The sequence below is a fragment of the Klebsiella sp. RHBSTW-00215 genome, from assembly GCF_014103785.1.
GTDB lineage: Bacteria > Pseudomonadota > Gammaproteobacteria > Enterobacterales > Enterobacteriaceae > Klebsiella.
The window spans coordinates 2,321,710-2,345,729 of the sequence record NZ_JABXQS010000001.1 but is presented as its reverse complement, the minus strand read 5'-3'; the positions used below and the strand labels follow the sequence as shown (position 1 = coordinate 2,345,729).

At 54.1% G+C, this 24,020-nt stretch carries 19 protein-coding genes and 1 pseudogene; 12 read left to right on the top strand and 8 right to left on the bottom strand.

The window, feature by feature from the left end:
* Nucleotides 1-24 precede the first annotated feature (24 nt).
* From hpaX to yjiA, 7 genes are all read left to right on the top strand, one after another.
* On the top strand, nt 25-1,401 hold the full coding sequence (gene hpaX, locus HV127_RS11175) for a 4-hydroxyphenylacetate permease (RefSeq protein WP_182236071.1): 1,377 nt from the start codon (nt 25-27) through the stop codon (nt 1,399-1,401).
* 9 nt (nt 1,402-1,410) lie between these two features.
* Nucleotides 1,411-2,301 (top strand): 4-hydroxyphenylacetate catabolism regulatory protein HpaA, encoded by an 891-nt coding sequence (gene hpaA, locus HV127_RS11170; RefSeq protein WP_182236069.1) that lies wholly within the window; start codon nt 1,411-1,413, stop codon nt 2,299-2,301.
* A 365-nt stretch (nt 2,302-2,666) separates the two neighbouring features.
* Nucleotides 2,667-4,229: a 4-hydroxyphenylacetate 3-monooxygenase, oxygenase component gene (gene hpaB / locus HV127_RS11165; RefSeq protein ID WP_182236067.1), complete on the top strand. Its 1,563-nt coding sequence runs from the start codon at nt 2,667-2,669 to the stop codon at nt 4,227-4,229.
* Between the two features lie 19 nt (nt 4,230-4,248).
* Nucleotides 4,249-4,761 carry a 4-hydroxyphenylacetate 3-monooxygenase reductase subunit gene (locus HV127_RS11160; RefSeq protein ID WP_182236065.1) on the top strand — a complete coding sequence of 171 codons (513 nt, stop codon included), beginning with the start codon at nt 4,249-4,251 and terminating at the stop codon, nt 4,759-4,761.
* Between the two features lie 496 nt (nt 4,762-5,257).
* Nucleotides 5,258-7,408 carry a carbon starvation CstA family protein gene (locus tag HV127_RS11155; RefSeq protein WP_182236063.1) on the top strand — a complete coding sequence of 717 codons (2,151 nt, stop codon included), beginning with the start codon at nt 5,258-5,260 and terminating at the stop codon, nt 7,406-7,408.
* Nucleotides 7,409-7,516: 108 nt separating this feature from the next.
* Complete coding sequence (locus HV127_RS11150; protein WP_182236061.1) at nt 7,517-7,720, top strand: YbdD/YjiX family protein; 204 nt, start codon at nt 7,517-7,519, stop codon at nt 7,718-7,720.
* Between the two features lie 11 nt (nt 7,721-7,731).
* The gene (gene yjiA / locus HV127_RS11145; protein ID WP_182236059.1) at nt 7,732-8,688 is read left to right on the top strand and encodes a GTPase; all 957 of its coding nucleotides are present in this window, start codon (nt 7,732-7,734) and stop codon (nt 8,686-8,688) included.
* Between the two features lie 395 nt (nt 8,689-9,083).
* On the opposite strand, the gene HV127_RS11140 is transcribed toward yjiA, so the two are convergent.
* Nucleotides 9,084-10,454 carry an NAD-dependent succinate-semialdehyde dehydrogenase gene (locus tag HV127_RS11140; protein ID WP_182236057.1) on the bottom strand — a complete coding sequence of 457 codons (1,371 nt, stop codon included), beginning with the start codon at nt 10,452-10,454 and terminating at the stop codon, nt 9,084-9,086.
* 180 nt (nt 10,455-10,634) lie between these two features.
* Entirely contained in the window at nt 10,635-11,597 is a 963-nt protein-coding gene (locus HV127_RS11135; RefSeq protein WP_182236055.1) for an Rpn family recombination-promoting nuclease/putative transposase, read from the bottom strand.
* 207 nt (nt 11,598-11,804) lie between these two features.
* Here HV127_RS11135 and HV127_RS11130 point away from each other — a divergent pair, with 207 nt between their 5' ends.
* Both HV127_RS11130 and HV127_RS11125 read left to right on the top strand, forming a co-directional pair.
* Nucleotides 11,805-12,620: an AraC family transcriptional regulator gene (locus HV127_RS11130; protein ID WP_182236053.1), complete on the top strand. Its 816-nt coding sequence runs from the start codon at nt 11,805-11,807 to the stop codon at nt 12,618-12,620.
* 46 nt (nt 12,621-12,666) lie between these two features.
* Nucleotides 12,667-13,308, top strand: a complete 642-nt coding sequence (locus tag HV127_RS11125; RefSeq protein WP_182236051.1) for a LysE family translocator — start codon at nt 12,667-12,669, stop codon at nt 13,306-13,308.
* Between the two features lie 90 nt (nt 13,309-13,398).
* Here the strand turns inward: HV127_RS11125 and HV127_RS11120 are convergent, their stop codons facing one another.
* Entirely contained in the window at nt 13,399-13,833 is a 435-nt protein-coding gene (locus tag HV127_RS11120) for a ricin-type beta-trefoil lectin domain protein (protein WP_182236049.1), read from the bottom strand.
* Between the two features lie 312 nt (nt 13,834-14,145).
* Here HV127_RS11120 and HV127_RS11115 point away from each other — a divergent pair, with 312 nt between their 5' ends.
* Together HV127_RS11115 and mdtM are read left to right on the top strand one after the other, a co-directional pair.
* On the top strand, nt 14,146-15,435 hold the full coding sequence (locus HV127_RS11115) for a DUF445 domain-containing protein (RefSeq protein WP_182236047.1): 1,290 nt from the start codon (nt 14,146-14,148) through the stop codon (nt 15,433-15,435).
* A 159-nt stretch (nt 15,436-15,594) separates the two neighbouring features.
* On the top strand, nt 15,595-16,839 hold the full coding sequence (gene mdtM, locus HV127_RS11110) for a multidrug efflux MFS transporter MdtM (protein ID WP_182236045.1): 1,245 nt from the start codon (nt 15,595-15,597) through the stop codon (nt 16,837-16,839).
* Between the two features lie 34 nt (nt 16,840-16,873).
* Here mdtM and metC read toward each other — a convergent pair whose 3' ends face one another.
* From metC to HV127_RS11095, 3 genes and pseudogenes are all read right to left on the bottom strand, one after another.
* Entirely contained in the window at nt 16,874-18,064 is a 1,191-nt protein-coding gene (metC, locus tag HV127_RS11105) for a cystathionine beta-lyase (RefSeq protein WP_182236042.1), read from the bottom strand.
* Between the two features lie 37 nt (nt 18,065-18,101).
* Nucleotides 18,102-19,265 (bottom strand): annotated as a pseudogene (locus HV127_RS11100) (dicarboxylate/amino acid:cation symporter); the annotation flags it as partial.
* 146 nt (nt 19,266-19,411) lie between these two features.
* Nucleotides 19,412-20,392 carry an IS5-like element IS5 family transposase gene (locus tag HV127_RS11095; protein WP_042934497.1) on the bottom strand — a complete coding sequence of 327 codons (981 nt, stop codon included), beginning with the start codon at nt 20,390-20,392 and terminating at the stop codon, nt 19,412-19,414.
* Nucleotides 20,393-20,757: 365 nt separating this feature from the next.
* On the opposite strand from HV127_RS11095, the gene HV127_RS11090 reads away from it, so the two are divergent.
* Entirely contained in the window at nt 20,758-21,684 is a 927-nt protein-coding gene (locus HV127_RS11090; RefSeq protein WP_182236040.1) for a LysR family transcriptional regulator, read from the top strand.
* Nucleotides 21,685-21,832: 148 nt separating this feature from the next.
* On the opposite strand, the gene HV127_RS11085 is transcribed toward HV127_RS11090, so the two are convergent.
* Together HV127_RS11085 and HV127_RS11080 are read right to left on the bottom strand one after the other, a co-directional pair.
* On the bottom strand, nt 21,833-22,459 hold the full coding sequence (locus HV127_RS11085; protein WP_112215137.1) for a ParB/RepB/Spo0J family partition protein: 627 nt from the start codon (nt 22,457-22,459) through the stop codon (nt 21,833-21,835).
* Nucleotides 22,459-23,670: a DUF3440 domain-containing protein gene (locus HV127_RS11080; protein WP_182236038.1), complete on the bottom strand. Its 1,212-nt coding sequence runs from the start codon at nt 23,668-23,670 to the stop codon at nt 22,459-22,461. The genes HV127_RS11085 and HV127_RS11080 overlap by 1 nt, the downstream gene beginning before the upstream one ends.
* Nucleotides 23,671-24,020: the final 350 nt, after the last annotated feature.

The window sequence follows — 24,020 nt, the reverse complement described above, 5'->3', positions numbered from 1 at the left end:
AAATTCCCATTAGAGGAAAAGACAATGAGCGACACATCATCAGCACTCCCGGAAGCGCAAGATCCTGCCAATCAGCATAAACAGCTAACGGCGCAGCAGCAGTCGGTTATCAACAAGCTGTTCCGCCGCCTGATCGTATTTTTGTTCGTGCTGTTTATCTTCTCGTTTTTAGACAGGATCAATATCGGCTTTGCTGGGCTGACCATGGGGCAGGATCTGGGCCTCAACGCCACCATGTTCGGCCTTGCCACCACCCTGTTTTACGCCACCTACGTGATTTTCGGCATCCCCAGCAACGTGATGCTCAGCATCGTCGGCGCTCGCCGCTGGATTGCCACCATCATGGTGCTGTGGGGCATCGCCTCTACCGCCACCATGTTCGCTACCGGGCCGAACAGCCTCTACATCCTGCGGATGCTGGTGGGGATTACCGAGGCTGGTTTCCTGCCCGGCATCCTGCTGTATCTAACCTTCTGGTTCCCGGCCTTTTTCCGCGCCCGCGCCAACGCGCTGTTTATGATAGCAATGCCGGTAACCACCGCGCTGGGCTCTATCGTCTCCGGCTATATTCTGTCGATGGACGGCCTGCTCAATCTGCACGGCTGGCAGTGGCTGTTCCTGCTGGAAGGCTTCCCGTCGGTGCTGCTCGGTATTATGGTCTGGTTCTGGCTCGATGATTCGCCGTCGAAGGCCAAATGGCTGACAGCGGAGGACAAAAAATGCCTGCAGGAGATGATGGATAACGATCGGCTCACGCTAGTACAGCCGGAAGGGGCGATCAGCCATCACGCCATGCAGAAACGCAGCCTGTGGCGCGAAGTGTTTACGCCGATCGTGCTGATGTACACCCTGGCCTACTTCTGCCTGACCAACACCCTCAGCGCGATCAGCATCTGGACGCCGCAGATCCTCAAAAGCTTTAACGAAGGCAGTAGCAATATCACCATCGGCCTGCTGGCGGCGATCCCACAGATTTGTACCATTCTGGGGATGATCTACTGGAGCCGCCACTCAGATAGACACCAGGAACGAAAACATCACACCGCCCTGCCGTTCCTGTTCGCCGCTGCGGGCTGGCTGTTGGCGTCGGCCACCGATCACAGTCTGATCCAGCTGTTGGGGATCGTGATGGCCTCCACCGGATCGTTTAGCGCAATGGCCATTTTCTGGACTACCCCAGATCAGTCGATCAGCCTGCGCGCCAGAGCGATCGGTATCGCGGTGATCAACGCCACCGGCAATATCGGATCGGCCATCAGTCCGCTAATGATCGGCTGGCTGAAAGATGTTACCGGCAGCTTTAGCAGCGGTCTGTGGTTCGTCGCCGCCCTGCTGGTGATTGGCGCGGTGATTATCTGGGCTATTCCGATGAAAGGATCGCGTCCTCGCGCGACGCCGTAAGGAGCCGCTATGTGCCAGAGTCCTGTCACCAATATCGATATCAACAAAGAGTACGATGAGAGTCTTGGGACGGAAGATGTGCATTATCAGTCGTTTGCGCGCATGGCGGAGTTCTTCGGTCGTGATATGCAGGCGCACCGTCACGACCAGTATTTTCAGATGCACTTTCTTGATACCGGGCAGATTGAGCTGCAGCTCGACGAGAGTCGCTACTCGGTGCAGGCGCCGCTGTTTGTCCTGACGCCGCCCTCGGTGCCGCACGCGTTTATCACCGAGTCCGATAGCGACGGCCACGTGCTGACGATACGGGAGGATCTGGTCTGGCCGCTGCTGGAGGTGCTCTACCCTGGCACGCGGGAAGCCTTCGGCCTGCCGGGCATCTGCCTGTCGCTGGCCGACAAGCCCGAAGAGCTGGCGGCGCTGGCGCACTACTGGCGGCTGATTGAACGCGAATCGACCGCGCAGTTGCCGGGGCGCGAACACACCCTGATGCTGCTGGCGCAGGCGGTGTTCACTCTGCTGCTGCGCAACGCAAAGCTTGACGATCATGCCGCCAACGGGATGCGCGGCGAGCTAAAGCTGTTCCAGCGTTTTAACCAGCTGATCGATAGCCACTACCACCAGCACTGGACGGTGCCGGATTACGCCAGCGAGCTGCATCTGACCGAATCCAGGCTGACCGATATCTGTCGCCGCTTCGCCAACCGCCCGCCAAAGCGGCTGATTTTCGACCGGCAGCTGCGTGAAGCCAAGCGGCTGCTGCTGTTCTCTGATAGCGCAGTTAACGAGATAGCCTGGCAGCTGGGCTTTAAAGACCCGGCCTATTTCGCCCGCTTTTTTAATCGTTTAGTGGGCTGCTCGCCGAGCGCGTTCAGAACGCAAAAAGTGCCGGTGTCATGATCCCCCTCACCCCGACCCTCTCCCCAAAGGGGCGAGGGAGAAAACCAGATTGGCGCTGTATTAAATACTGCACCGATCGGTCCCCTCTCCCCAAAGGGGCGAGGGAGAAAACCAGATCGGCGCTGTATTAAATGCTGCACCGATCGGTCCCCTCTCCCTATGGGAGAGGCCCAGGGTGAGGGGCAATCGCACGCCATAACAAACCAAACGGTACCCCGATCACATAACTCAACCCCGCCCGAAAAGTACCCACCGTTGACCTAAAAGTCTCTTCACGAAAGCCGCGTTAACCGCTTCAATTGAACAACAAAAACAAAACATAAATTTAACATTACTTACCGATTAATACTGAAGAGGTCATCCCTATGAAACCTGAAAATTTCCGTGCAGACGCTAAACGCCCGTTAACCGGTGAAGAGTACCTGAAGAGCTTACAGGACGGCCGCGAGATTTATATCTACGGAGAGCGCGTTAAAGATGTGACTACTCATCCGGCTTTTCGTAACGCCGCCGCCTCCATAGCTCAAATGTACGACGCACTGCACAAGCCCGAACTACAGGACACTCTGTGCTGGGGCACTGACACCGGCAGCGGCGGCTACACTCATAAATTCTTCCGCGTGGCGAAAAGCGCCGACGACCTGCGCCAGCAGCGCGACGCCATCGCCGAATGGTCGCGCCTGAGCTATGGCTGGATGGGCCGTACCCCGGACTACAAAGCCGCCTTCGGCTGCGCATTAGGCGCGAATCCGGCGTTTTACGGCCAGTTCGAACAAAACGCCCGCAACTGGTACACCCGCATTCAGGAAACCGGCCTGTACTTTAACCACGCCATTGTTAACCCGCCGATCGATCGTCATAAGCCAGCAGACGAAGTGAAAGACGTCTATATCAAGCTGGAGAAAGAGACCGATGCCGGGATCATCGTCAGCGGCGCGAAAGTCGTCGCCACCAACTCGGCGCTAACCCACTACAACATGATTGGCTTCGGCTCGGCGCAGGTGATGGGTGAAAACCCGGATTTCGCACTGATGTTCGTCGCGCCGATGGACGCCGAAGGGGTCAAACTTATCTCCCGCGCCTCCTATGAGCTGGTGGCCGGAGCCACCGGATCGCCATACGATTATCCGCTCTCCAGCCGCTTCGACGAGAACGATGCGATCCTGGTGCTGGATAACGTGCTGATCCCATGGGAAAACGTGCTGATTTATCGCGATTTCGATCGCTGCCGTCGCTGGACCATGGAAGGCGGTTTCGCCCGCATGTATCCGCTCCAGGCCTGCGTACGTCTGGCGGTAAAACTCGACTTTATCACCGCCCTGCTGAAGCGCTCGCTGGAGTGCACCGGCACCCTGGAGTTCCGTGGCGTGCAGGCCGAGCTTGGCGAAGTCGTGGCCTGGCGCAATATGTTCTGGGCGCTGAGCGATTCGATGTGCGCCGAAGCTACGCCGTGGGTCAACGGCGCGTATCTGCCGGATCACGCCGCGCTGCAAACCTATCGCGTGATGGCGCCGATGGCCTACGCCAAAATCAAAAACATTATCGAACGCAGCGTCACCAGCGGCCTGATCTATCTGCCGTCCAGCGCCCGCGATCTCAACAACCCGCAGATCAACGAATACCTGGCGAAATATGTGCGCGGATCGAACGGCATGGATCACGTCGAGCGCATCAAGATCCTCAAGCTGATGTGGGACGCCATTGGCAGCGAATTTGGCGGCCGTCATGAGCTGTATGAGATCAACTACTCCGGCAGCCAGGATGAAATTCGCCTGCAGTGCCTGCGCCAGGCGCAAAGCTCCGGCAACATGGACAAAATGATGGCGATGGTCGACCGCTGCCTGTCTGAGTACGACCAGCACGGCTGGACGGTGCCGCATCTGCACAACAATACCGATATCAACATGCTGGATAAGCTGCTGAAGTAATTCGCAGCAGGAGGTCACAATGCAATTAGATGAACAACGTCTGCGTTTTCGCGATGCCATGGCCAGCCTGTCGGCCGCCGTTAACGTCATCACTACCGAAGGCGAGGAAGGCCGCTGCGGGATCACCGCCACGGCGGTCTGTTCGGTGACCGATACGCCGCCGTCGGTGATGGTCTGTATCAACGCCAATAGCGCGATGAACCCGGTGTTCCAGGGCAACGGCAAGCTGTGCATCAACGTACTCAACCACGAGCAAGAGGAAATGGCTCGCCACTTCGCCGGAATGACCGGAATGTCGATGGATGACCGCTTCGGCCTCTCCTGCTGGCAGAAAGGCGCGCTGGGCCAGCCGGTGCTTAAGGGCGCGCTGGCCAGCCTCGAAGGCGAAATTAGCCAGGTGCAGACCATCGGCAGCCATCTGGTTTATCTGGTGGAAATCCGCAACATTACCCTCAGCCAGCAGGGCCACGGGCTGATTTACTTCAAGCGCCGTTTCCATCCAGTAATGATGGAGATGGAAGTGGTGGCGTAGTTTTTCCTCATACTCCCCTCTTTCACAGAGAGAGGGAGTATGAGGCTAATGACAAACCCTAAAATGAGCTCGGACGATCCCCTCGCCCCTTTGGGGAGAGGGTTAGGGTGAGGGGTAAATCTGCTGATCAATTAGTTTGCTATCACCCTCACCCCGGCCCTCTCCCTGGAAGGGAGAGGGAGAAAAACGAACCCTCATTCACTTTTAGGCACATTTGTCAGCAATCTGAGGGATGGCTAATCGCCATCCCTCTTTATCAATATTATCTTTGCGATCTCAATCACATATTCACACCCACTCGCACTCATCCCCAACCGCTTACCCCCGCAAGTGACCGCTTAACCCTGCATACAACCACTCACAGATTTACCCAACTTTACGCGCGCAAAGATCTGGCAAGATCGTCCCCAGCATAGCGAATCAATACCTCCTCAAACCCTAACTTAAACCCAAACGGCTTCGGCCCATTATTCATCTCAATAAGCCAGGTTTTACTATGGATACTAAAAAGTTATTCAAGCACATACCCTGGGTGATTCTTGGAATCATCGGGGCATTTTGCCTCTCGGTTGTCGCCCTGCGTCGCGGTGAGCACGTAAGTGCGCTGTGGATCGTAGTGGCGTCGGTTTCCGTCTACCTTGTCGCCTACCGTTATTACAGCCTGTACATCGCGCAAAAGGTAATGAAGCTCGACCCTACGCGCTCCACACCGGCGGTGATTAACAATGATGGTCTGAACTACGTCCCGACTAACCGTTACGTGCTGTTCGGCCACCACTTTGCCGCTATCGCCGGTGCCGGTCCGCTGGTGGGCCCGGTGCTCGCCGCGCAGATGGGCTACCTGCCGGGTACTCTGTGGCTGCTGGCGGGCGTAGTTCTGGCAGGGGCGGTGCAGGACTTTATGGTGCTGTTTATCTCCTCACGCCGTAACGGTGCTTCACTGGGTGAGATGATCAAGCAAGAGATGGGGCCGGTACCTGGCTCAATCGCGCTGTTCGGTTGCTTCCTGATTATGATCATCATCCTCGCGGTACTGGCGCTGATCGTAGTAAAAGCGCTGGCAGAAAGCCCGTGGGGCGTGTTCACCGTCTGCTCAACCGTACCGATCGCGCTGTTTATGGGGATCTACATGCGCTTCCTGCGTCCAGGGCGCGTGGGGGAAATATCGGTTATCGGTATCGTCCTGCTGGTGGCCTCCATTTACTTCGGCGGCGTGATTGCTCACGACCCGTACTGGGGCCCGGCGCTGACCTTTAAAGACACCACTATCACCTTTACCCTGATCGGCTACGCGTTTATCTCCGCGCTGCTGCCGGTGTGGCTGATTCTGGCACCACGTGACTACCTCGCCACCTTCCTGAAAATCGGTGTTATCGTCGGCCTGGCGCTGGGTATCGTTATCCTCAACCCGGACCTGAAAATGCCGGCAGTGACCCAGTACATTGATGGTACCGGTCCGCTGTGGAAAGGCGCGCTGTTCCCGTTCCTGTTTATCACCATCGCCTGTGGCGCGGTCTCTGGTTTCCACGCGCTGATCGCTTCCGGCACCACGCCGAAGCTGCTGGCTAACGAAACCGACGCCCGTTTTATCGGCTACGGCGCGATGCTGATGGAGTCCTTCGTGGCGGTGATGGCGCTGGTAGCGGCATCAATTATCGAACCTGGCCTCTACTTTGCGATGAACACCCCGCCAGCAGGCCTTGGCATCACCATGCCGAACCTGCACGAAATGGGCGGCGAGAACGCCGCACTGATTGCCGCACAGCTCCGCGACGTGACCGCTCACGCAGCGGCGACCGTTAGCTCCTGGGGCTTTGTGATTTCACCTGAGCAGATCCTGCAAACGGCGAAAGATATCGGCGAACCGTCGGTACTGAACCGCGCAGGCGGTGCGCCGACGCTGGCGGTCGGTATCGCTCACGTATTCCACAAAATCATGCCGATGGCGGATATGGGCTTCTGGTACCACTTCGGTATTCTGTTTGAAGCGCTGTTTATCCTCACCGCGCTGGATGCCGGTACCCGTGCAGGCCGCTTTATGCTGCAGGATCTGCTGGGCAACTTCGTACCGTTCCTCAAGAAAACCGACTCGCTGGTGGCGGGGATTATCGGCACTGCGGGCTGCGTCGGGCTGTGGGGCTACCTGCTGTATCAGGGCGTAGTTGACCCGCTGGGCGGCGTGAAGAGCCTGTGGCCGCTGTTCGGTATCTCTAACCAGATGCTGGCCGCCGTGGCGCTGGTCCTTGGCACCGTGGTACTGGTCAAAATGCAGCGCACCAAATATGTCTGGGTCACCGTGATCCCGGCCGCATGGCTGCTGCTGTGCACCACCTGGGCGCTGGGTCTGAAACTGTTCAGCACCAACCCGCAGATGGAAGGCTTCTTCTTTATGGCTCAGCAGTATAAAGAGAAAATTGCTTCCGGCGGTGAACTGACCGCGCAGCAGATTGCTAACATGAACCATATCGTGGTGAACAACTACACCAACGCGGGTCTGAGCATTCTGTTCCTGGTGGTGGTCTACAGCATCATCTTCTACGGCGTCAAAACCTGGCTCAACGTGCGCAACAATAAAGTGCGCACCGACAAAGAGACTCCGTACGTGCCGGTACCGGAAGGTGGCGTGAAGACCTCTTCACATCACTAAACCTGATGCCGGATAGCGCAACGCCTATCCGGCCTACAGAACGAGCATTAAAGTAGGCCGGATTAGGCGCAAGCCGCCATCCGGCTTTATTCGTTACATGGAACCTATATGTTTGGTAACTTAGGTCAGGCTAAAAAGTACCTCGGTCAGGCGGCAAAAATGCTGATTGGCATTCCGGACTATGACAACTACGTTGAGCATATGCAGACCAACCATCCGGATAAACCATACATGACCTACGAAGAATTCTTTCGCGAACGCCAACAGTCCCGCTACGGCGGTGATGGCAAAGGCGGCGTACGCTGCTGTTAATGGAGGCAACAATGGCACCGATTGCAGTTACCCTGCTGACCGGCTTTCTTGGCGCAGGCAAAACCACCTTGCTGCGCCATATTCTCAACGAAGAGCACGGTTTTAAAATCGCCGTTATCGAAAACGAATTTGGCGAAGTTGCCGTTGACGATCAGTTGATTGGCGATCGCGCAACGCAGATTAAAACCCTGACTAACGGCTGTATTTGCTGTACCCGCTCAAATGAACTGGAAGATACCCTGCTCGATCTGCTCGACAGTCGCGATCGCGGGGAAACCGATTTTGACCGTCTGGTGATTGAGTGCACCGGCATGGCCGACCCCGGCCCGATTATTCAGACCTTTTTCTCCCACGATGTGCTGTGCGAACGCTATCTGCTGGATGGGGTGATTGCGCTGGTTGACGCGGTGCATGCCGATCAGCAGATGAATCAGTTCACCATCGCCCAGTCGCAGGTGGGCTATGCCGATCGCATCCTGCTCACCAAAACTGACGTGGCAGGCGACAGCGACAAACTCCGCGAACGGCTGACGCGCATTAACGCCCGCGCGCCCATTTACACCGTGACTCACGGCAACATCGACCTGAATCTGCTGTTTAACACCAGCGGTTTTATGCTGGAAGAGAACGTGGTCAGCAGCAAACCGCGCTTCCACTTTATGGCCGACAAGCAAAACGATGTTTCGTCGATTGTGGTGGAACTGGATTACCCGGTGGATATCAGCGAAGTGTCGCGAGTGATGGAAAATCTGTTGCTCGACTTTGCCGAACAGCTGATGCGCTACAAAGGGATGCTGTGGATTGATGGCGAACCAAACCGCCTGCTGTTTCAGGGCGTCCAGCGGCTATATAGCGCCGACTGGGACCGTCCGTGGGGCGATGAGCCGCCGCACAGTACGCTGGTATTTATCGGTATCAATCTGCCGAAAAAGCAAATTCGTACGGCGTTTGCAGGATTGCGTAAGTAACCCTTTGATTGCTGAAAGAGTGCAGCTCTGTTGGCATCGCCTGGCGGCGCTTCGCTGGCGCGGGCCTACAAAAAAATCATAACCTGATGATATTGTGATTTTTTTAGGCCGGGCAAGGCGCTAGCCGCCGCCCGACAGAAATGTGAACACTATGGAAAACCTGCCTGATGGCAGGTCAGACTGATGACAAACCCTAAAAAGAGCACGGACGATCCCCTCGCCCCTTCGGGGAGAGGGTTAGGGTGAGGGGAAATCTGCTGATTAATCATCTCGTTATCACCCTCACCCCGGCCCTCTCCCTGAAAGGGAGAGGGAGAAAAGCGAACCCTCATTCACTTTTAAGCACGTTTGTCAGCAATCTCACCTGCCTGATGGCAGGTTTTGTATTCACACAGTTATTTATGCACCACCACCAGCTTCTGATTCACAAACTCTTTAATCCCCAGATCGGAAAGCTCACGGCCAAATCCGGAGCGTTTGACGCCGCCAAACGGCAGCTCCGGCGCGGTATCGGTTAACCAGTTGATATAGACCATCCCGGTTTCGATTCGCGACGCCATCCGTTTCGCCCGTTCGATATCCTGGCTGAATACTGCGCCACCCAGGCCATAGTGCGAATCGTTAGCCAGTTTCACCGCTTCATCGTCATCTTTCACCACGTAAATTTGCGCCACCGGGCCAAAAAACTCTTCAAAATATGCCGGATTATCGCGGGTGATGCCGGTCAGAATAGTCGGCTCGAAAAAGCTACCTTCCCGCTGCGCGGGTTTGCCGCCCAGGTGCAGTTTGGCGCCATTTTTCACCGCCTCATCCACCTGTTTGGTCAGGGTTTCCAGCGCGTCTTTTGAGGAGAGCGGACCCAGCGTCGTGCTCTCGTCTAGCGGATCGCCCATCTTCACCTGACGGAACGCATCGGCAAATTTACTGAGGAACTGGTCAGCAATTTTTTCATGAAGAATAAAGCGTTTTGCGGCAGTACAGACCTGTCCGGCGTTGTTGAGTCGGGCCTGAACACCAATCTTCACCGCTTTCTCCAGATTTGCGTCGTCGAGCACCACAAACACATCGTTACCGCCCAGTTCAAGCGTCGCTTTCTTGATGTGTTTAGCCGCCTGCGCTGCTACCACGCTCCCGGCTTTTTCCGAGCCGGTCAGCGCCGCGCCCTGTACCCTATCGTCGGCGATAATCTTCGCCACCTGATCCTGAGAAATAAACAGGTTGGTCCATGCCCCTTCTGGCGCACCGGCTTCACGCACCAGATGAGCAAAAGTTTCTGCACAGTGCGGAACGATGCTGGCATGCTTGGCGATAACCGGGTTCCCCGCAGCCAGATTTGGTGCCAGTACGCGCATTAGCTGGTAATAAGGGAAGTTCCACGGCTCTACGGCCATCAGCACGCCGACAGGATGGTGTTCGACCCACGCCTCGCCCAGCTCTGACTGATACTTCACCGGGGCCAGAAACTGTTTCGCGTTGTCGGCGTAGTAGCGGGCAATTTGCGCGCACAGCTTAACCTCGCCGCGGCTTTGCTCGATGAGCTTCCCCATCTCCTGGCTGGCGATTTTGGCCAGTTCGTCCACCCTGCGGTCAATCAGATCAGCCAGCTTACACAGCACCGGCAGCCGCTGATCAATATCCCCTTTCGCCCATTCGGAATGATAAAGCGCATCTGCTTTTTGCAGCGCCGCCTCCACGTCCGCATCGCTGTGAGCGGGATACTCTTTGATGAGTTGGTTGTTCGCAGGATTCACCGTCTGGTAAGCCATATCGTATGTCTCCTTGTTATCGCTATTAATACAGTCATAAATGCTGCACAGGATATTAAGGGTAGTCGAGATGGCCAGGGATGAGTGTAAACTCAGGTATATCCGGAATTTTCCAGGAAAAGAATAACGATAATCACCGGACAGACTTTCTACCGGGGAACTCAACAGAACAGCAATGGATTAGTGATTATTGACCGTGATATCCGCTTCCGGCAGACCGGTAATTCTCAGCACCGTGTCCAGCGCCATGCCATCAGCAAGCATGGTTCGGGCAATGCGTAACGCTTCGGTGCGCTGGCCTTCTTCAACGCCCTCAATACGCCCCTCCATGTGCCCTTCTTGTCGCCCCTCAAGGCGGCCTTCCCGCTTACCCTGACGACGTCCAACCTCACGTAATCTTTCGGCGATAGTCATTAATTTCTCCTTGTGCTGCGGCACCCGCTGGGCCACTTCGCGGATAAACCTACCCAAACGAAGCGCTTTGCTTGAGTGAATAAGATAATTAAACAGCGTTTTTAACTGCCTGTCATTAGCGTATCCGCTAAGCAAAATGGTCGTCAGATATTCAACAATACCCAGCAGATCGCGCTGGCGAATATGCTTTTGCATCAGCTCCAGCAACGCGATTCGTCGATGCTGCACAATTTCATCATCAGGTACAACCGTAATGTCCACCAGCGGAAATGGCGCAACATACAGCTGCTTCGCCAGCGCCGGGTCGGCAAACTTATCGAGCCAGGATAGCGAATAAGGATAGGGCGTCACCACGCCGTGATAAAAAAGAATCGGCACCACCAGCGGCAGCGTTTTATGCCCGTTATCCAGATGACGCTGCATGGCGGCGATAGCGTAGCGCATCAGCCTGAACGCCATGTGCGCATCGGGTGAGCTTTGATGCTCTATGACGACGTAGATATAGCCCTCGCCCGATGCGGTTTTCAGCCGCCAAAGAACGTCAGAGTAGTAAGCCCGCAGGCTCTCCTCAATAAAGCTGCTGGATTCCAGCGTTAACGAATCCAGGTCGCAAAGCTTTCTTAATGCGGGCGGCAAATGGATATCAAGAAAATCCCGCGCGGTATCGGCATGACGTAAAAACTGTTTGAAGACCGCATCATGCGGTGTCGACGTAGTACCCTTTTCCATGGTTATCCGCCTGCGTGAGAAATCCTGCCGCCACTCTACTGCGGTATTTTTCTCGCAACACGCCCTGATGTTGACCTTTACGAGCCGCAACGGAAGATATCTTCTCCCGGCTGCAAACGTGGCATTGTTTTCGAAGGCGGCTCGCATTTCGCCCTCTACTCGCAGGCATGTTATAAACAGATATTCCCCTTAGCCAAGGAGCCCTCCGTGAGCCATACGCGTGATATCCCGCAAACCTTCTGGCGTGACGAGCAGTTTCCCTGGCTTGAGCTGCGCAGCACCTGGCGCAGCCGTCAGGCCTATAAACGTCATCGCCATCCGCAGCTCTCGGTGGGAGCGATTATCGAAGGGGAAACACGCTGTATCTGCAACGGACGAGAGTCTCTTCTGCGCCCAGGCGAGCTGATCATTATCCCCGCGCAGGCGCCTCATAGCTGTAATCCGCTTAACGGCCTACCGCGCAGCTACCATATGCTTTACCTCGATTTAAGCTGGTGCTGGCAGCAGCTGGCAACCGCGCCTCAGCAGCGCCAACTGATGACATCACAGCCCGTAATACGCGATGCTGGCCTCTTTGCGCGGTATCTGCAGATTGTGGAACTGATGAGCCAGCAGAACACCGCAGCGCTCCCCGCAAGCGTTGCCAGGCTACTTCAGGCATTACCGCTGCGCCCGCAAGTACCGCAGGCGTTAAGCAGAACCAGCTCACAGCTATTCAGCCGCCTGGCAACCAATCTGCAAGAACCGCCGACGCTGGATAGCCTCGCCAACGAGTTCGCCTTGCGCAAAGAGACGCTGATCCGCGCCTTCAAGCACGATACCGGACTGACGCCCGCCAGTTTTATCAATATGGCGCGCATCGAGTTCGCCAAAACGCGCCTGCGCGCCGGGGATAATATTGCGGACGTTGGCTATCAGGCCGGATTTGCTGACCAGAGCCACTTTCATAAGACTTTTGTCAGCTACACCGCCGCCACGCCGCGTCAGTATGCGCAGGGCCGATCAATATCAGACAATAATTAGCCTCCGCGCTGGCGTAGGGTGATCTCAGGTTATTACTGAGGTTGCTATGGACATACTCGCTACGCTCTTCCCTCCCGCCTTCCCCGCGCTGGCGCTCTCTCATTTCGTCGCCCTGCTGAGCCCCGGCCCGGATTTTTTCCTGCTGGTAGGCTACGCCATCCGCTATCGCCTGCGCGGCAGCATCGGCCTGTGTATCGGGATCGCCGCCGGTAACGGGCTATATATTGTGCTGGCGATTATCGGCTGGGGGATCCTGCGCCACGCGCCGCTGCTGTTTACGATCATTGAATTGCTGGGCGCGGCATATTTACTGTGGATTGGCAGCCTGCTGCTAAGAAGTCGTCCGGCGACGCTGGATTTACACAGCGCCGCAGCATCTCGCCCGTCGCTGACAAAACAGCTTATGCTGGGGCTCGGTTCATCGTTGCTCAACCCGAAGAACGCCCTGTTTTATCTGGCGCTGATGACCTCGCTGCTGGGTCCGAACGTGACCCTGGTACAGCAGACCACCAGCGGAATCTGGATGACCAGCATGGTGCTGCTGTGGGATGTCTTACTGGTCTCGTTGATTGCACTCCCGTCGGTACAGCGTCGCCTTTCCGCCGTCGTCTGGCGAGTAGAGCGGGTCGCGGGCGGGATATTAATGGCGTTTGGCTGCTGGATCGTGTGGCAGTTTATTTTTAATTAGAATTTCGCCGCCATTGGATAATTATAAAGCCTCGCCGTTCTCTATTAGAAAACTAACGAGGCTTGAATCTATCACCATCTGAAATGGTTATTATTCTGGACTATTTGCTGTCATCATATCCATCGGTACAAATATCCATTGCTGAGCTTCCGAACCATTATACTCATACAGAATAATGGGATTGCCCGGTGCAGTACCTCGGTTATTACTATCAATAACAAAGTTCAGGTTTTGTTTACTTCTGATAAAGCGGCGAGTGCTGACTAGATCCCACCGCTGCGTCATTTTATTTGCCCGAACCTGTAGCTCGATGGCAGCACCGGAGCCCATTTGCTCCCTGCGAATGCCTAATAACAGCTCATCACTGGCGACCAGCGAGATCTCACCAGTTTTGTCATCAACCGACCACAAGATTTTATTTAGCGGTGAGGCAGCTGGTAATATAACGACCTGAGCCCCGCTTTGCTGGTCGCTAATACCTAACACCATCTCTTTCTTCGCTGCATATTTGAGTATACCAATCATGTTCAACTCCTTTTATAAAAAGATCAGTGACTGAAGAAAATAAACTTATTAACCATCTCCCTTGAAATAAACAATGCATCATTTATCTTCATATATAATGTGATTAGGATCACCGTTCCATAATTAACCCAAGAAAAATCTCATTATACATTCATGCAATAAATGAATTTAACATTAATTATTTATAAAAAGGATTTAATCTATGTATATTAAATTAACGCTCATATCTCCCCACTCAGCCGAAAAATTTATCATCCTCTGAATAGTGGCAGAACCAAAGGGGCATATTTTACGCATGCGCCGTCAGGTTATATGCTTAAGCTTATGGAAAAAATCGCTGAACTGAAACGCGCCAAACTGCTGGCGCTCTCGCTGCTGCTGATCGCAGTGGCCATTTTTATCACTACCCTCGTGCTGCCGCCGACGCCGTGGGTCGGTGCGCTAAAGGCTATTTCCGAAGCGGCGATGGTCGGCGCGCTGGCGGATTGGTTCGCGGTGGTGGCGCTATTTCGCCGCATTCCGCTGCCGTTCGTTTCGCGGCATACGGCAATTATCCCGCGCAATAAAGACCGGATTGCCGACAATCTCGGCTATTTCGTGCAGGAAAAATTTCTCGATACCCCGTCACTGGTGGCGTTGATTCGCCGTTACGAACCAGCGCTGATGCTGGGTAACTGGTTCAGCCAACCGGAAAACGCTCGCCGAGTGGGCCAGCATCTGCTGCAGGTGATGAGCGGTTTTCTCGAGCTGACCGACGATGCGCGCATTCAGCGCCTGCTGCGCCGGGCAGTGCACAAAGCCATCGATAAGGTCGATTTAACCCAAACCAGCGCCATGATGCTGGAGGGGCTGACCCGCGATAACCGTCACCAGAAGCTGCTGGACTCACTGATTAGCCAGCTGATCGCCCTGCTACAGCGCGACAGCTCGCGGGCGTTTATTGCTCGCGGCATTATCCGCTGGCTGGAGACCGAGCATCCGCTGAAGGCCAAAATTCTGCCTACCGAATGGCTGGGCGAGCACAGCGCGGAAATGGTGACCGATGCGGTCAACACGCTGCTTGATGAGGTCAGTCAGGATCGCACGCATCAGATTCGCCAGGCCTTCGATCGCGCGACGCTAAAATTGATCGACAACCTGAAGTCCGATCCGCAGATGACAGAAAAAGCGGAGAGCATTAAAGCGTATCTGAAGAACGATGAGACCTTTAACCGCTATCTTGGCGAAGTGTGGGCCGACCTGCGCGGCTGGATTAAAAATGACGTCAATAGCGAAGATTCACGCATCAAACAGCGTATTGCCGAAGCCGGGCAGTGGTTTGGCGAAACGCTGCTCCACGATGAGGCGCTGCGCGAGTCGCTGAACGAGCATCTTGAGCAAGCGGCCCATCGGGTGGCCCCTGAGTTTGCCACCTTCCTGACCCGCCATATCAGCGATACGGTCAAAAGTTGGGACTCACGCGATATGTCGCGGCAAATCGAGCTGAACATTGGTAAGGACCTGCAGTTTATCCGCATCAACGGGACGCTGGTGGGCGGCACGATTGGCCTGGTGCTGTGGTTGTTTTCACAAATCCCGTCGCTGCTGCATCTTCATATTTAATGTAATTGATTGTTTCAAATACATATTTATCATGAATACAAATTAACATCTGAAAAGGCATGGATATTTCTGTTGACCCTAAATTTATTGCAGTGTGAAGTGCTGGAATAGTGTGCGCCTGTTAAGCGTGCATCGCAAAACTCAACAAGGAGCTCCCTGATGTTGCAATGGATGACCCGCTTTTTTGCCCGCCATTCCACCACGCTGTTCTTCCCGGCAGCGCTGATCTTGTATGATTTCGCGGCTTACCTGACCACCGATCTTATCCAGCCGGGTATCATCCACGTGGTGCGCGATTTCGACGCAGATGTGGCGCTGGCTCCCGCGTCGATCAGCCTGTATATGGCCGGTGGCATGGCGTTACAGTGGCTGCTCGGGCCGCTCTCGGATCGGATCGGTCGTCGTCCGGTGCTGTTGACCGGCGCGCTGATCTTTACCCTTGCCTGCTTTGCGACCATGTTCACCACCTCGATGGAGCAGTTCCTCGCGGCGCGCTTTATTCAGGGTACCAGCATCTGTTTTATCGCTACGGTTGGCTACGTCACCGTACAGGAAGCATTCGGTCAGACCAAAGCCATTAAGCTGATGGCGATTATTACTTCGATCGTACTGATTGCGCCGATTATCGGCCCGCTCTCAGGTGCTGCGCTGATGCATTTCGTTCACTGGAAAGTGCTGTTCGGTATTATCGCGGCAATGGGGTTTATTGCCTGGCTGGGGCTACTACTGAATATGCCGGAAACCGTGCAGCGCGGCGACCTTCCCTTTAGCGCCAGCGGCGTGCTGCGTGATTTCCGCGATGTTTTTCGCAACCGAATTTTTCTGTTCGGCGCCGCCGCGCTCTCGCTAAGCTACATCCCGCTGATGAGTTGGGTAGCGGTCTCGCCGGTGATCCTGATTGACGATGGCGGATTGACCACCTCAGAGTTCGCCTGGACCCAGGTTCCGGTCTTCAGCGCGGTGATCGTCGCTAACTTGTCGGTGGCGCGCTGGGTGAAAGACCCGACCCGCCCGCGCTTTATCTGGCGCGCGGTGCCCATCCAGATGACCGGGCTGGCCGTGCTGATCCTCGGTAACCTGCTGTGGCCGCACGTCTGGCTGTGGTCGGTAATAGGGACCAGTTTATACGCCTTCGGCATCGGGCTTATCTTCCCGACGCTGTTCCGCTTTACGCTATTTTCCAACGATTTGCCAAAAGGGACCGTCTCGGCCTCGCTAAACATTGTGATCCTCAGCGTCAGCGCCCTCTCCATCGAAGCGGCGCGCTGGCTGTGGTTTAACGGCGGCAAGCTGCCTTTTCACCTGCTGGGCGTCGTGGCGGGGATCGCGGCCGCCTGCTGCCTGGCGGGATTATTAAATCGCCTTCGCCAGCATCAACCTTCGTCGCTGGCGTCAGAGAAATAAACTACCGCCCCACCACGCTGTGGGGCGTTATTTATCAAGCAATACGGGTAAATCCGGCTTCCAGATCGGCAATCAAATCCCCCACATCCTCCAGCCCGATATGCACCCTCACCAGCGTCCCGCTGAAGTCGACATCCCCCGCCGGGCGAATGCTGTTCAGTTCCTCCGGCTGGTTTGCCAAAATTAACGACTCAAACCCACCCCAGGAATAGGCCATATGAAACAGAGAGAAATTATCGAGGAAATTCGCCATCTGCTCGTCGGTCAGTCTGTTTTTCAGCACAAAGGAAAAAAGACCAGAGCTTCCGGTAAAATCACGCTGGAAATATTCATGGCCCGGGCATTCCGGTAACGCCGGATGGTTGACTCGCGCCACTTCCGGCCTTGCCGACAGCCAGCGAGCAATATGAATACTGCTCTCCTGATGCTGCTTAAGGCGAACGGCCAGCGTACGCAGCCCACGGCTGCCGTTGTAAGCGGTGTCGGCATCCAGCGTTTGCCCCATGAGATATGAATTCTCACGCAGACGATCCCAGCAGCGAGCGTTGGAAACCGCGGTGCCCAGCATCCCATCGGAATGACCAATGGTGTACTTTGTTCCAGCCTGTATGGAGATATCGACGTCATAATCCAGAGCCTTAAACAGCACGCCCGCCGCCCAGGTATTGTCAATCATAATGATGATTTCAGGGTTAACCGCGCGAATAGCTTTCACCATGCCAGGCACATCCTGCACTTCCATGGTGATGGAACTGGGCGATTCAAGAAACACCACCCGGGTTTCAGGGCGCAGAAGGTCCACAATACCCGCGCCAATCATCGGATCGTAATACGTGGTCTCAACATTGAATTTGCTCAGGATCTTATTGCAGAAATCCTGGGTCGGCTCATAGGCAGCCCCGGTCATCAGGATATGGTCGCCACTCTCGACGAACGCCAGAATCGCGTTAGTCACCGCCGCAGCGCCGCAAGGATAGAGCGCGCAGCCCACACCACCTTCTAAATCACTCATCGCCTTCTGAAACGCAAAGTGGGTATAAGTCCCACGACGACCGTAAAACAGTTCTCCATTAGCGCGATTCGCAGTGGCAAATTTTTTGTCCTTCACGGTATCAAATACCAGCGAAGAGGCGCGCTGAATGACCGGGTTTACCGCCCCCTGAGTGTAGCGTTTGTCACGTCCAGCGACGATCAGTTGCGTTTCGAGCTTGATAGAATCGTTCATAATATCTCCTGTTAACTGCTTAATCCGTATGAAAAACCTACACCGCCGCGACCGCCGAGTTCGCCTCAGCAATCACCTGCTTTTTCCCGGCAAACCTCTCCACTATCTGCGCCGCGTTTAAATCGTGGATCACGTTGATAAGCGTCGCCGGAGCGTCCGTTATCGCCCCCAGCACCACCAGCATTGGGATGGCTTCCATTGGTAGCCCCAGCGTAGTGACAATAAAGATTTCCCCAAGAAATGCGCCACCCGGTACGCCGCCGACGATGATGGCGGAAAGCACGGCGATCAGCATCGTCAGGAAGAACGTCTCAGCGGTGAATTCCATTCCCAATACCGAGTAAATAAAGACAATTTTCAACGCCGCAATCATCGCCACGCCGCCTTTATTCAGGTTGACCAGCAGCGGAATTGAGACGTCGACGATTTCCGGGTTGATCCCCATCGCTTTACCGGCTCGTAGCGTCACGGGTAAGGTTCCTAATGAGGAACAGGTTCCCAGCGCGGTAACTGATGGCTCGATAGCGTTCCGCCAGAAAGCCTTCACCGCTGGAATGCCGCCGCCAATGTACGAATAAAAAATCGAGCCAAAGATGTAATAGACCAGCGTGGCTGCCATAAACAGGCCGATAGCACGGGCAAAGGTCAACAACAGCGCGGAGTCCTGGCTTGCCATCGTCGCCGCGAAATAACAGCCAAGCCCCACTGGCGCGACCTTCATGATGATGGAAACAATCTTCATAATGACGGTGTTGATATCTTCCAACAGCGACGCGATGCGTTTACCCGCCTGCTCCGATTGCCCAATGGCAATACCGGCGATAATCGCCATCACGATCAGCGCAAGAATATTGGACTTAGAGAACAGCCCGATAAAATCGCTAGTGGTGATCATGCTGACAAAGTCCATCTTTCCGCTCCCTGCCTGTACAGACTGAGAGAGATCGATAGTGACGCCTTGCGCTGGGTTATACCAAAGCGCGAGCGCTACAATCCCGGCTGCTGGAATAAACGCCATCGCGATAGAAACAATAAAGATAATTGCCATAATGCGCCCCAGCCTTTTCAGGTCGGTCATACTGGCAATAGAGGACATCACGCTGATACCCACCAGCGGAACGATAATCATAAATAACAGGTTTAGAAATATCTGACCGACTGGCTGCAATTTGCTTGCTAATGCTGGAGCGTAAATACCTAAGGAAGGTGCGAATAAGCGGGGAAATTCTTCTCGGCTGACTCAGTCATTTCATTTCTTCATGTTTGAGCCGATTTTTTCTCCCGTAAATGCCTTGAATCAGCCTATTTAGACCGTTTCTTCGCCATTTAAGGCGTTATCCCCAGTTTTTAGTGAGATCTCTCCCACTGACGTATCATTTGGTCCGCCCGAAACAGGTTGGCCAGCGTGAATAACATCGCCAGTTGGTTATCGTTTTTCAGCAACCCCTTGTATCTGGCTTTCACGAAGCCGAACTGTCGCTTGATGATGCGAAATGGGTGCTCCACCTTGGCCCGGATGCTGGCTTTCATGTATTCGATGTTGATGGCCGTTTTGTTCTTGCGTGGATGCTGTTTCAAGGTTCTTACCTTGCCGGGGCGCTCGGCGATCAGCCAGTCCACATCCACCTCGGCCAGCTCCTCGCGCTGTGGCGCCCCTTGGTAGCCGGCATCGGCTGAGACAAATTGCTCCTCTCCATGCAGCAGATTACCCAGCTGATTGAGGTCATGCTCGTTGGCCGCGGTGGTGACTAGGCTGTGGGTCAGGCCACTCTTGGCATCGACACCAATGTGGGCCTTCATGCCAAAGTGCCACTGATTGCCTTTCTTGGTCTGATGCATCTCCGGATCGCGTTGCTGCTCTTTGTTCTTGGTCGAGCTGGGTGCCTCAATGATGGTGGCATCGACCAAGGTGCCTTGAGTCATCATGACGCCTGCTTCGGCCAGCCAGCGATTGATGGTCTTGAACAATTGGCGGGCCAGTTGATGCTGCTCCAGCAGGTGGCGGAAATTCATGATGGTGGTGCGGTCAGGCAAGGCGCTATCCAGGGATAACCGGGCAAACCGACGCATGGAGGCGATTTCGTACAGAGCATCTTCCATCGCGCCATCGCTCAGGTTGTACCAATGCTGCATGCAGTGAATGCGTAGCATGGTTTCCAGCGGATAAGGTCGCCGGCCATTACCAGCCTTGGGGTAAAACGGCTCGATGACTTCCACCATGTTTTGCCATGGCAGAATCTGCTCCATACGGGACAAGAAAATCTCTTTTCTGGTCTGACGGCGCTTACTGCTGAATTCACTGTCGGCGAAGGTAAGTTGATGACTCATGATGAACCCTGTTCCATGGCTCCAGATGACAAACATGATCTCATATCAGGGACTTGTTCGCACCTTCCCTAACAGCCCACCAGCAACCAGAGCGGATAAAAGAATAATAGAAGATTTGTAGGGTTCGAGTCGTGTCCACATAACCGGCACCTTTTAATTTAAATTATATTAAATGAGATTAAATTCACAATTTGATGATTTTTTGTCTTTCCTCCCTTCATTTTGTGATGCAACTCACTTAAGTTGTTATTTATTCACTTTAAACGCGTTTTATTTCCTATTAATCAATAATTACATGTTTAAATTGCCAATGTAACCGCCTATTCGTACCGTTTTTGCAAATCACTTGTGAATAAAAGGAAAAAATGAGCGCGCAAATATCCCTAAAAAATTTAGAATTTTTTATCAAAATCGTAGACTGTGGAGGATTATCTGAGGCCGCGGCACAGCTCAACGTGTCGCCTTCGGCAGTCAGTAAAAGCCTGGCGGCAATGGAAAACTCGCTAGGAACCACCTTAATTAAACGTACGACCCGCAGTATTACTCTGACCGATGCAGGGCAATATTTGTTTAACCGCGCTAATAAATTACTGCAGGAGTTCGATGAAACGCTCAATACCACTTCGAGCTATGACCAAAATCCGCAAGGGGAATTACGTGTCACATGTTCAATTGCATTTGGTTATTCCCACCTGGTCAACCTGGTTGATAAATACCGCACGAAATTTCCGGATGTGAATCTTTATATCGACCTGAATGATAATTTTATCAATCTGAATGAAACTGATTTCGATATCGCTCTGCGTATCTCGACCGCACCGCCGCAAAACTACGCCATGCGCAAGCTGGTACCGATCCGCTGGGCATACTGCGCTTCTCCGGGTTATCTCGCTAAAAAAGGGATTCCCCAACGCCGAATTGATTTGGCAGGCCACGATTGCCTGGTGTACCCCGGCCTCACGCCAGTGCTGAAAATAGCTGACGAGCAGGATCGCATGCATCAATTGAAACTTCATATGCCTATTCAAGCGAATAGCAGCCTGGTGCTGTTGAAGTCCGTGTTAGAGGATCAAGGCATCGCATACCTGCCAACTTATTTGATTGGCGGACATATTCAAAAAGAGGAAATCACGCCTCTGCTGCTTGATGGCACGATTACGTGTGAAACGCACGCCCTGTATGCCCTCTATTTCCCGAGCAAATACAGTAATCCGAAGGTGCGTTCATTTATCGATTTTCTGGTTGCGGAATTGGGAACGCTGCCCACATGGGATAACTGGATCCCCAGATGAACGTTTGCGCTCCCCGTCAGTCTTCGACCCTTACCTGATAAACACCAAACACGCCGGACTACCGGCGCTCCGGCTACTGCTGTTGGCCATCGCGTTGGGACGGTGCACTTTGGACAGGAAAAGCGTCTCGCGACCTCCTGGAGGCGCGCTACTCCACGGTCCAGGCTTCGCTAAAGCTCTCGTCGGCGAACAGCTCCGTCAGGCCGCTGATCTGTTTAAGGCGCAGCACCTCATCGGCATCCATACCGAGCTCTTCGCCAATGCGCCGATCGTCCCATCCCTGACGGTGCAAATCGCGGACGATATCCGACATCGCCGCGATCTGGTGCTTTCCTCTGGCGCGATTATGACGAATAGTGGCGGCAATACGCTCTTTCTGCCCCTCGCGTTCAGCATTAATCAGGGTTACCGGAAGATAACCATGCAGGCGTCGACTCAGCTCCGGACGCGTCTTACCAATCAGGTGGCGATGAAAACCATCCACGACCAGATGCCGCCGCTGCTGGCGGGCCACCACCACCGGTTGGGTGAAACCATCCAGTTCGATGGATCGCTCCAGAAGTTTCTTTTCTACCGTCGCCATCACGTTAGGATTATAGTCATTTGCCTCTACCGTTTTGGACTCGACCCACAGTACGCAGTCAACCGGTTCGCGGCAAAACGGGCTGTGCTGATGAATCAGGCTCTTCAGCTCGTTAATCGCTTTGATTTTCAGGTCAAGATCGTCAAACGACTCAAGATATTCGATCACTGTTTTAGCCACATCCGGTGACATCAGAGCGTCCTCCACTCTTTACGTTTATTGTTCATAAGCCGACAGTATCGTTCATAGTGCTTAGGCTGCGTCGGGCTGAATGACAGCATCCGGCACCAGAAATCGTTTTTCAGCAACGTCTTGCAAATCCGCCGCCATGAGGGAACATCGCGATAGCCGAGATCTTTTTCCTGCTCATCGGGGATATCGTCGGGGAAACCACGGGTCTGGTACCAGTGCAGATAGATGGCGATTTTATTGCGGTAATGTTCAGCGGTTTTTTCCGGCATGCTGTCGAGCAGGAAGAGCGCATACTCGCGCCAGCTAAAGTGCGCGGGCTTGCGGATTTTCGTCTTCAGAGCAAAGTAGTCGCCGCTGGCGTTGGCGTAAATCGCGCCGCTATGCGCGCCGCATACTCGTCGGCACATGCGCTCCCACGTCTCCGGCTCCAGAATGTGATACAGCCATAGACCGCGCCGCTGCTCAGGACCAAAAGGCTCGCAGACGCGCATGTTCTTTAGCGGTACCCCGGCGCGATGCATCAGGTCATAAAGCGGGTTGTAAGGCAGCCTCGACTTGTGGTTAAAAATCCAGATATCGCGAGTACGCCAGTCATAGAGCGGATAACAGGTATAGCTGAATCCCTCAGGCGAGGCGGTCGTCCAGGGCTTATCATCCTCAAAACGCAGTTTAGTTGGCGAGGTCAGCGCCATATAGCGATGCAGCGACTCATCGGTACGAATGCCGATTAGCGAAGCGAGGCTTCGGCCCGCTGCCAGCCAGTGCGAGAACGCTGGAACAAAAGCTTCAAAGGTCATTTCGGGCTGATAAAAAGGGAAAAAATCGGCATCGGTGATCGCGTCATCGGGCGGTTGCCTCACCCATTCAACGCCGGCCCGCCAGGCAACCCATTCCGGCTCATGCTGCGATACGCCGCTCACCGTCGTCATGGGCAGCGCCACCCAGTAGAACTGGCTCACCACGTCCTGATAGCGGTCTTTCATATTTTGCACGTGCTGGATAGTTAATAAATACTGCGCTTCCCAATCCACGAACAATACCGCAAACTTTTTCCCTTTTTGACGCGCAACGGCCGCTGCGAGATGAAATAATACCGTTGAGTCTTTACCGCCGGAAAAAGATAAACAAACCTGCTCGAAAGTATCAAATACCCAATCCAGGCGCATCAGAGCAGCGTCAAAAACATTCATATTCAGTTTTACGCGTTTCATCCTTCGCCCCTGATAAATGAATCGCTGTCAGAATATACTTATAGATAAATTCCGTAAGCCAGATGACCTTAAATCAGGTCCATAGATTATTCAAATAGATATCCACATGCTGAAAAAAAGCGAGCGCAACTAAATGTTATTCACATCGAAAAAAGATATTATCCCATTTAAATTCATAAAGTTACGATAACACCCCTTATTATCTTCATTTAACCCGCAAAGATGTGATCTCTATCACATTTACCCCTTGGGATATTGTCTCGATATCATCCCTTGCAGGGAGAAAAACATCACACCTTAGCGCAACTGCATCGCCAATATCGGATATAATCCCGACCCTGTTTAACGCT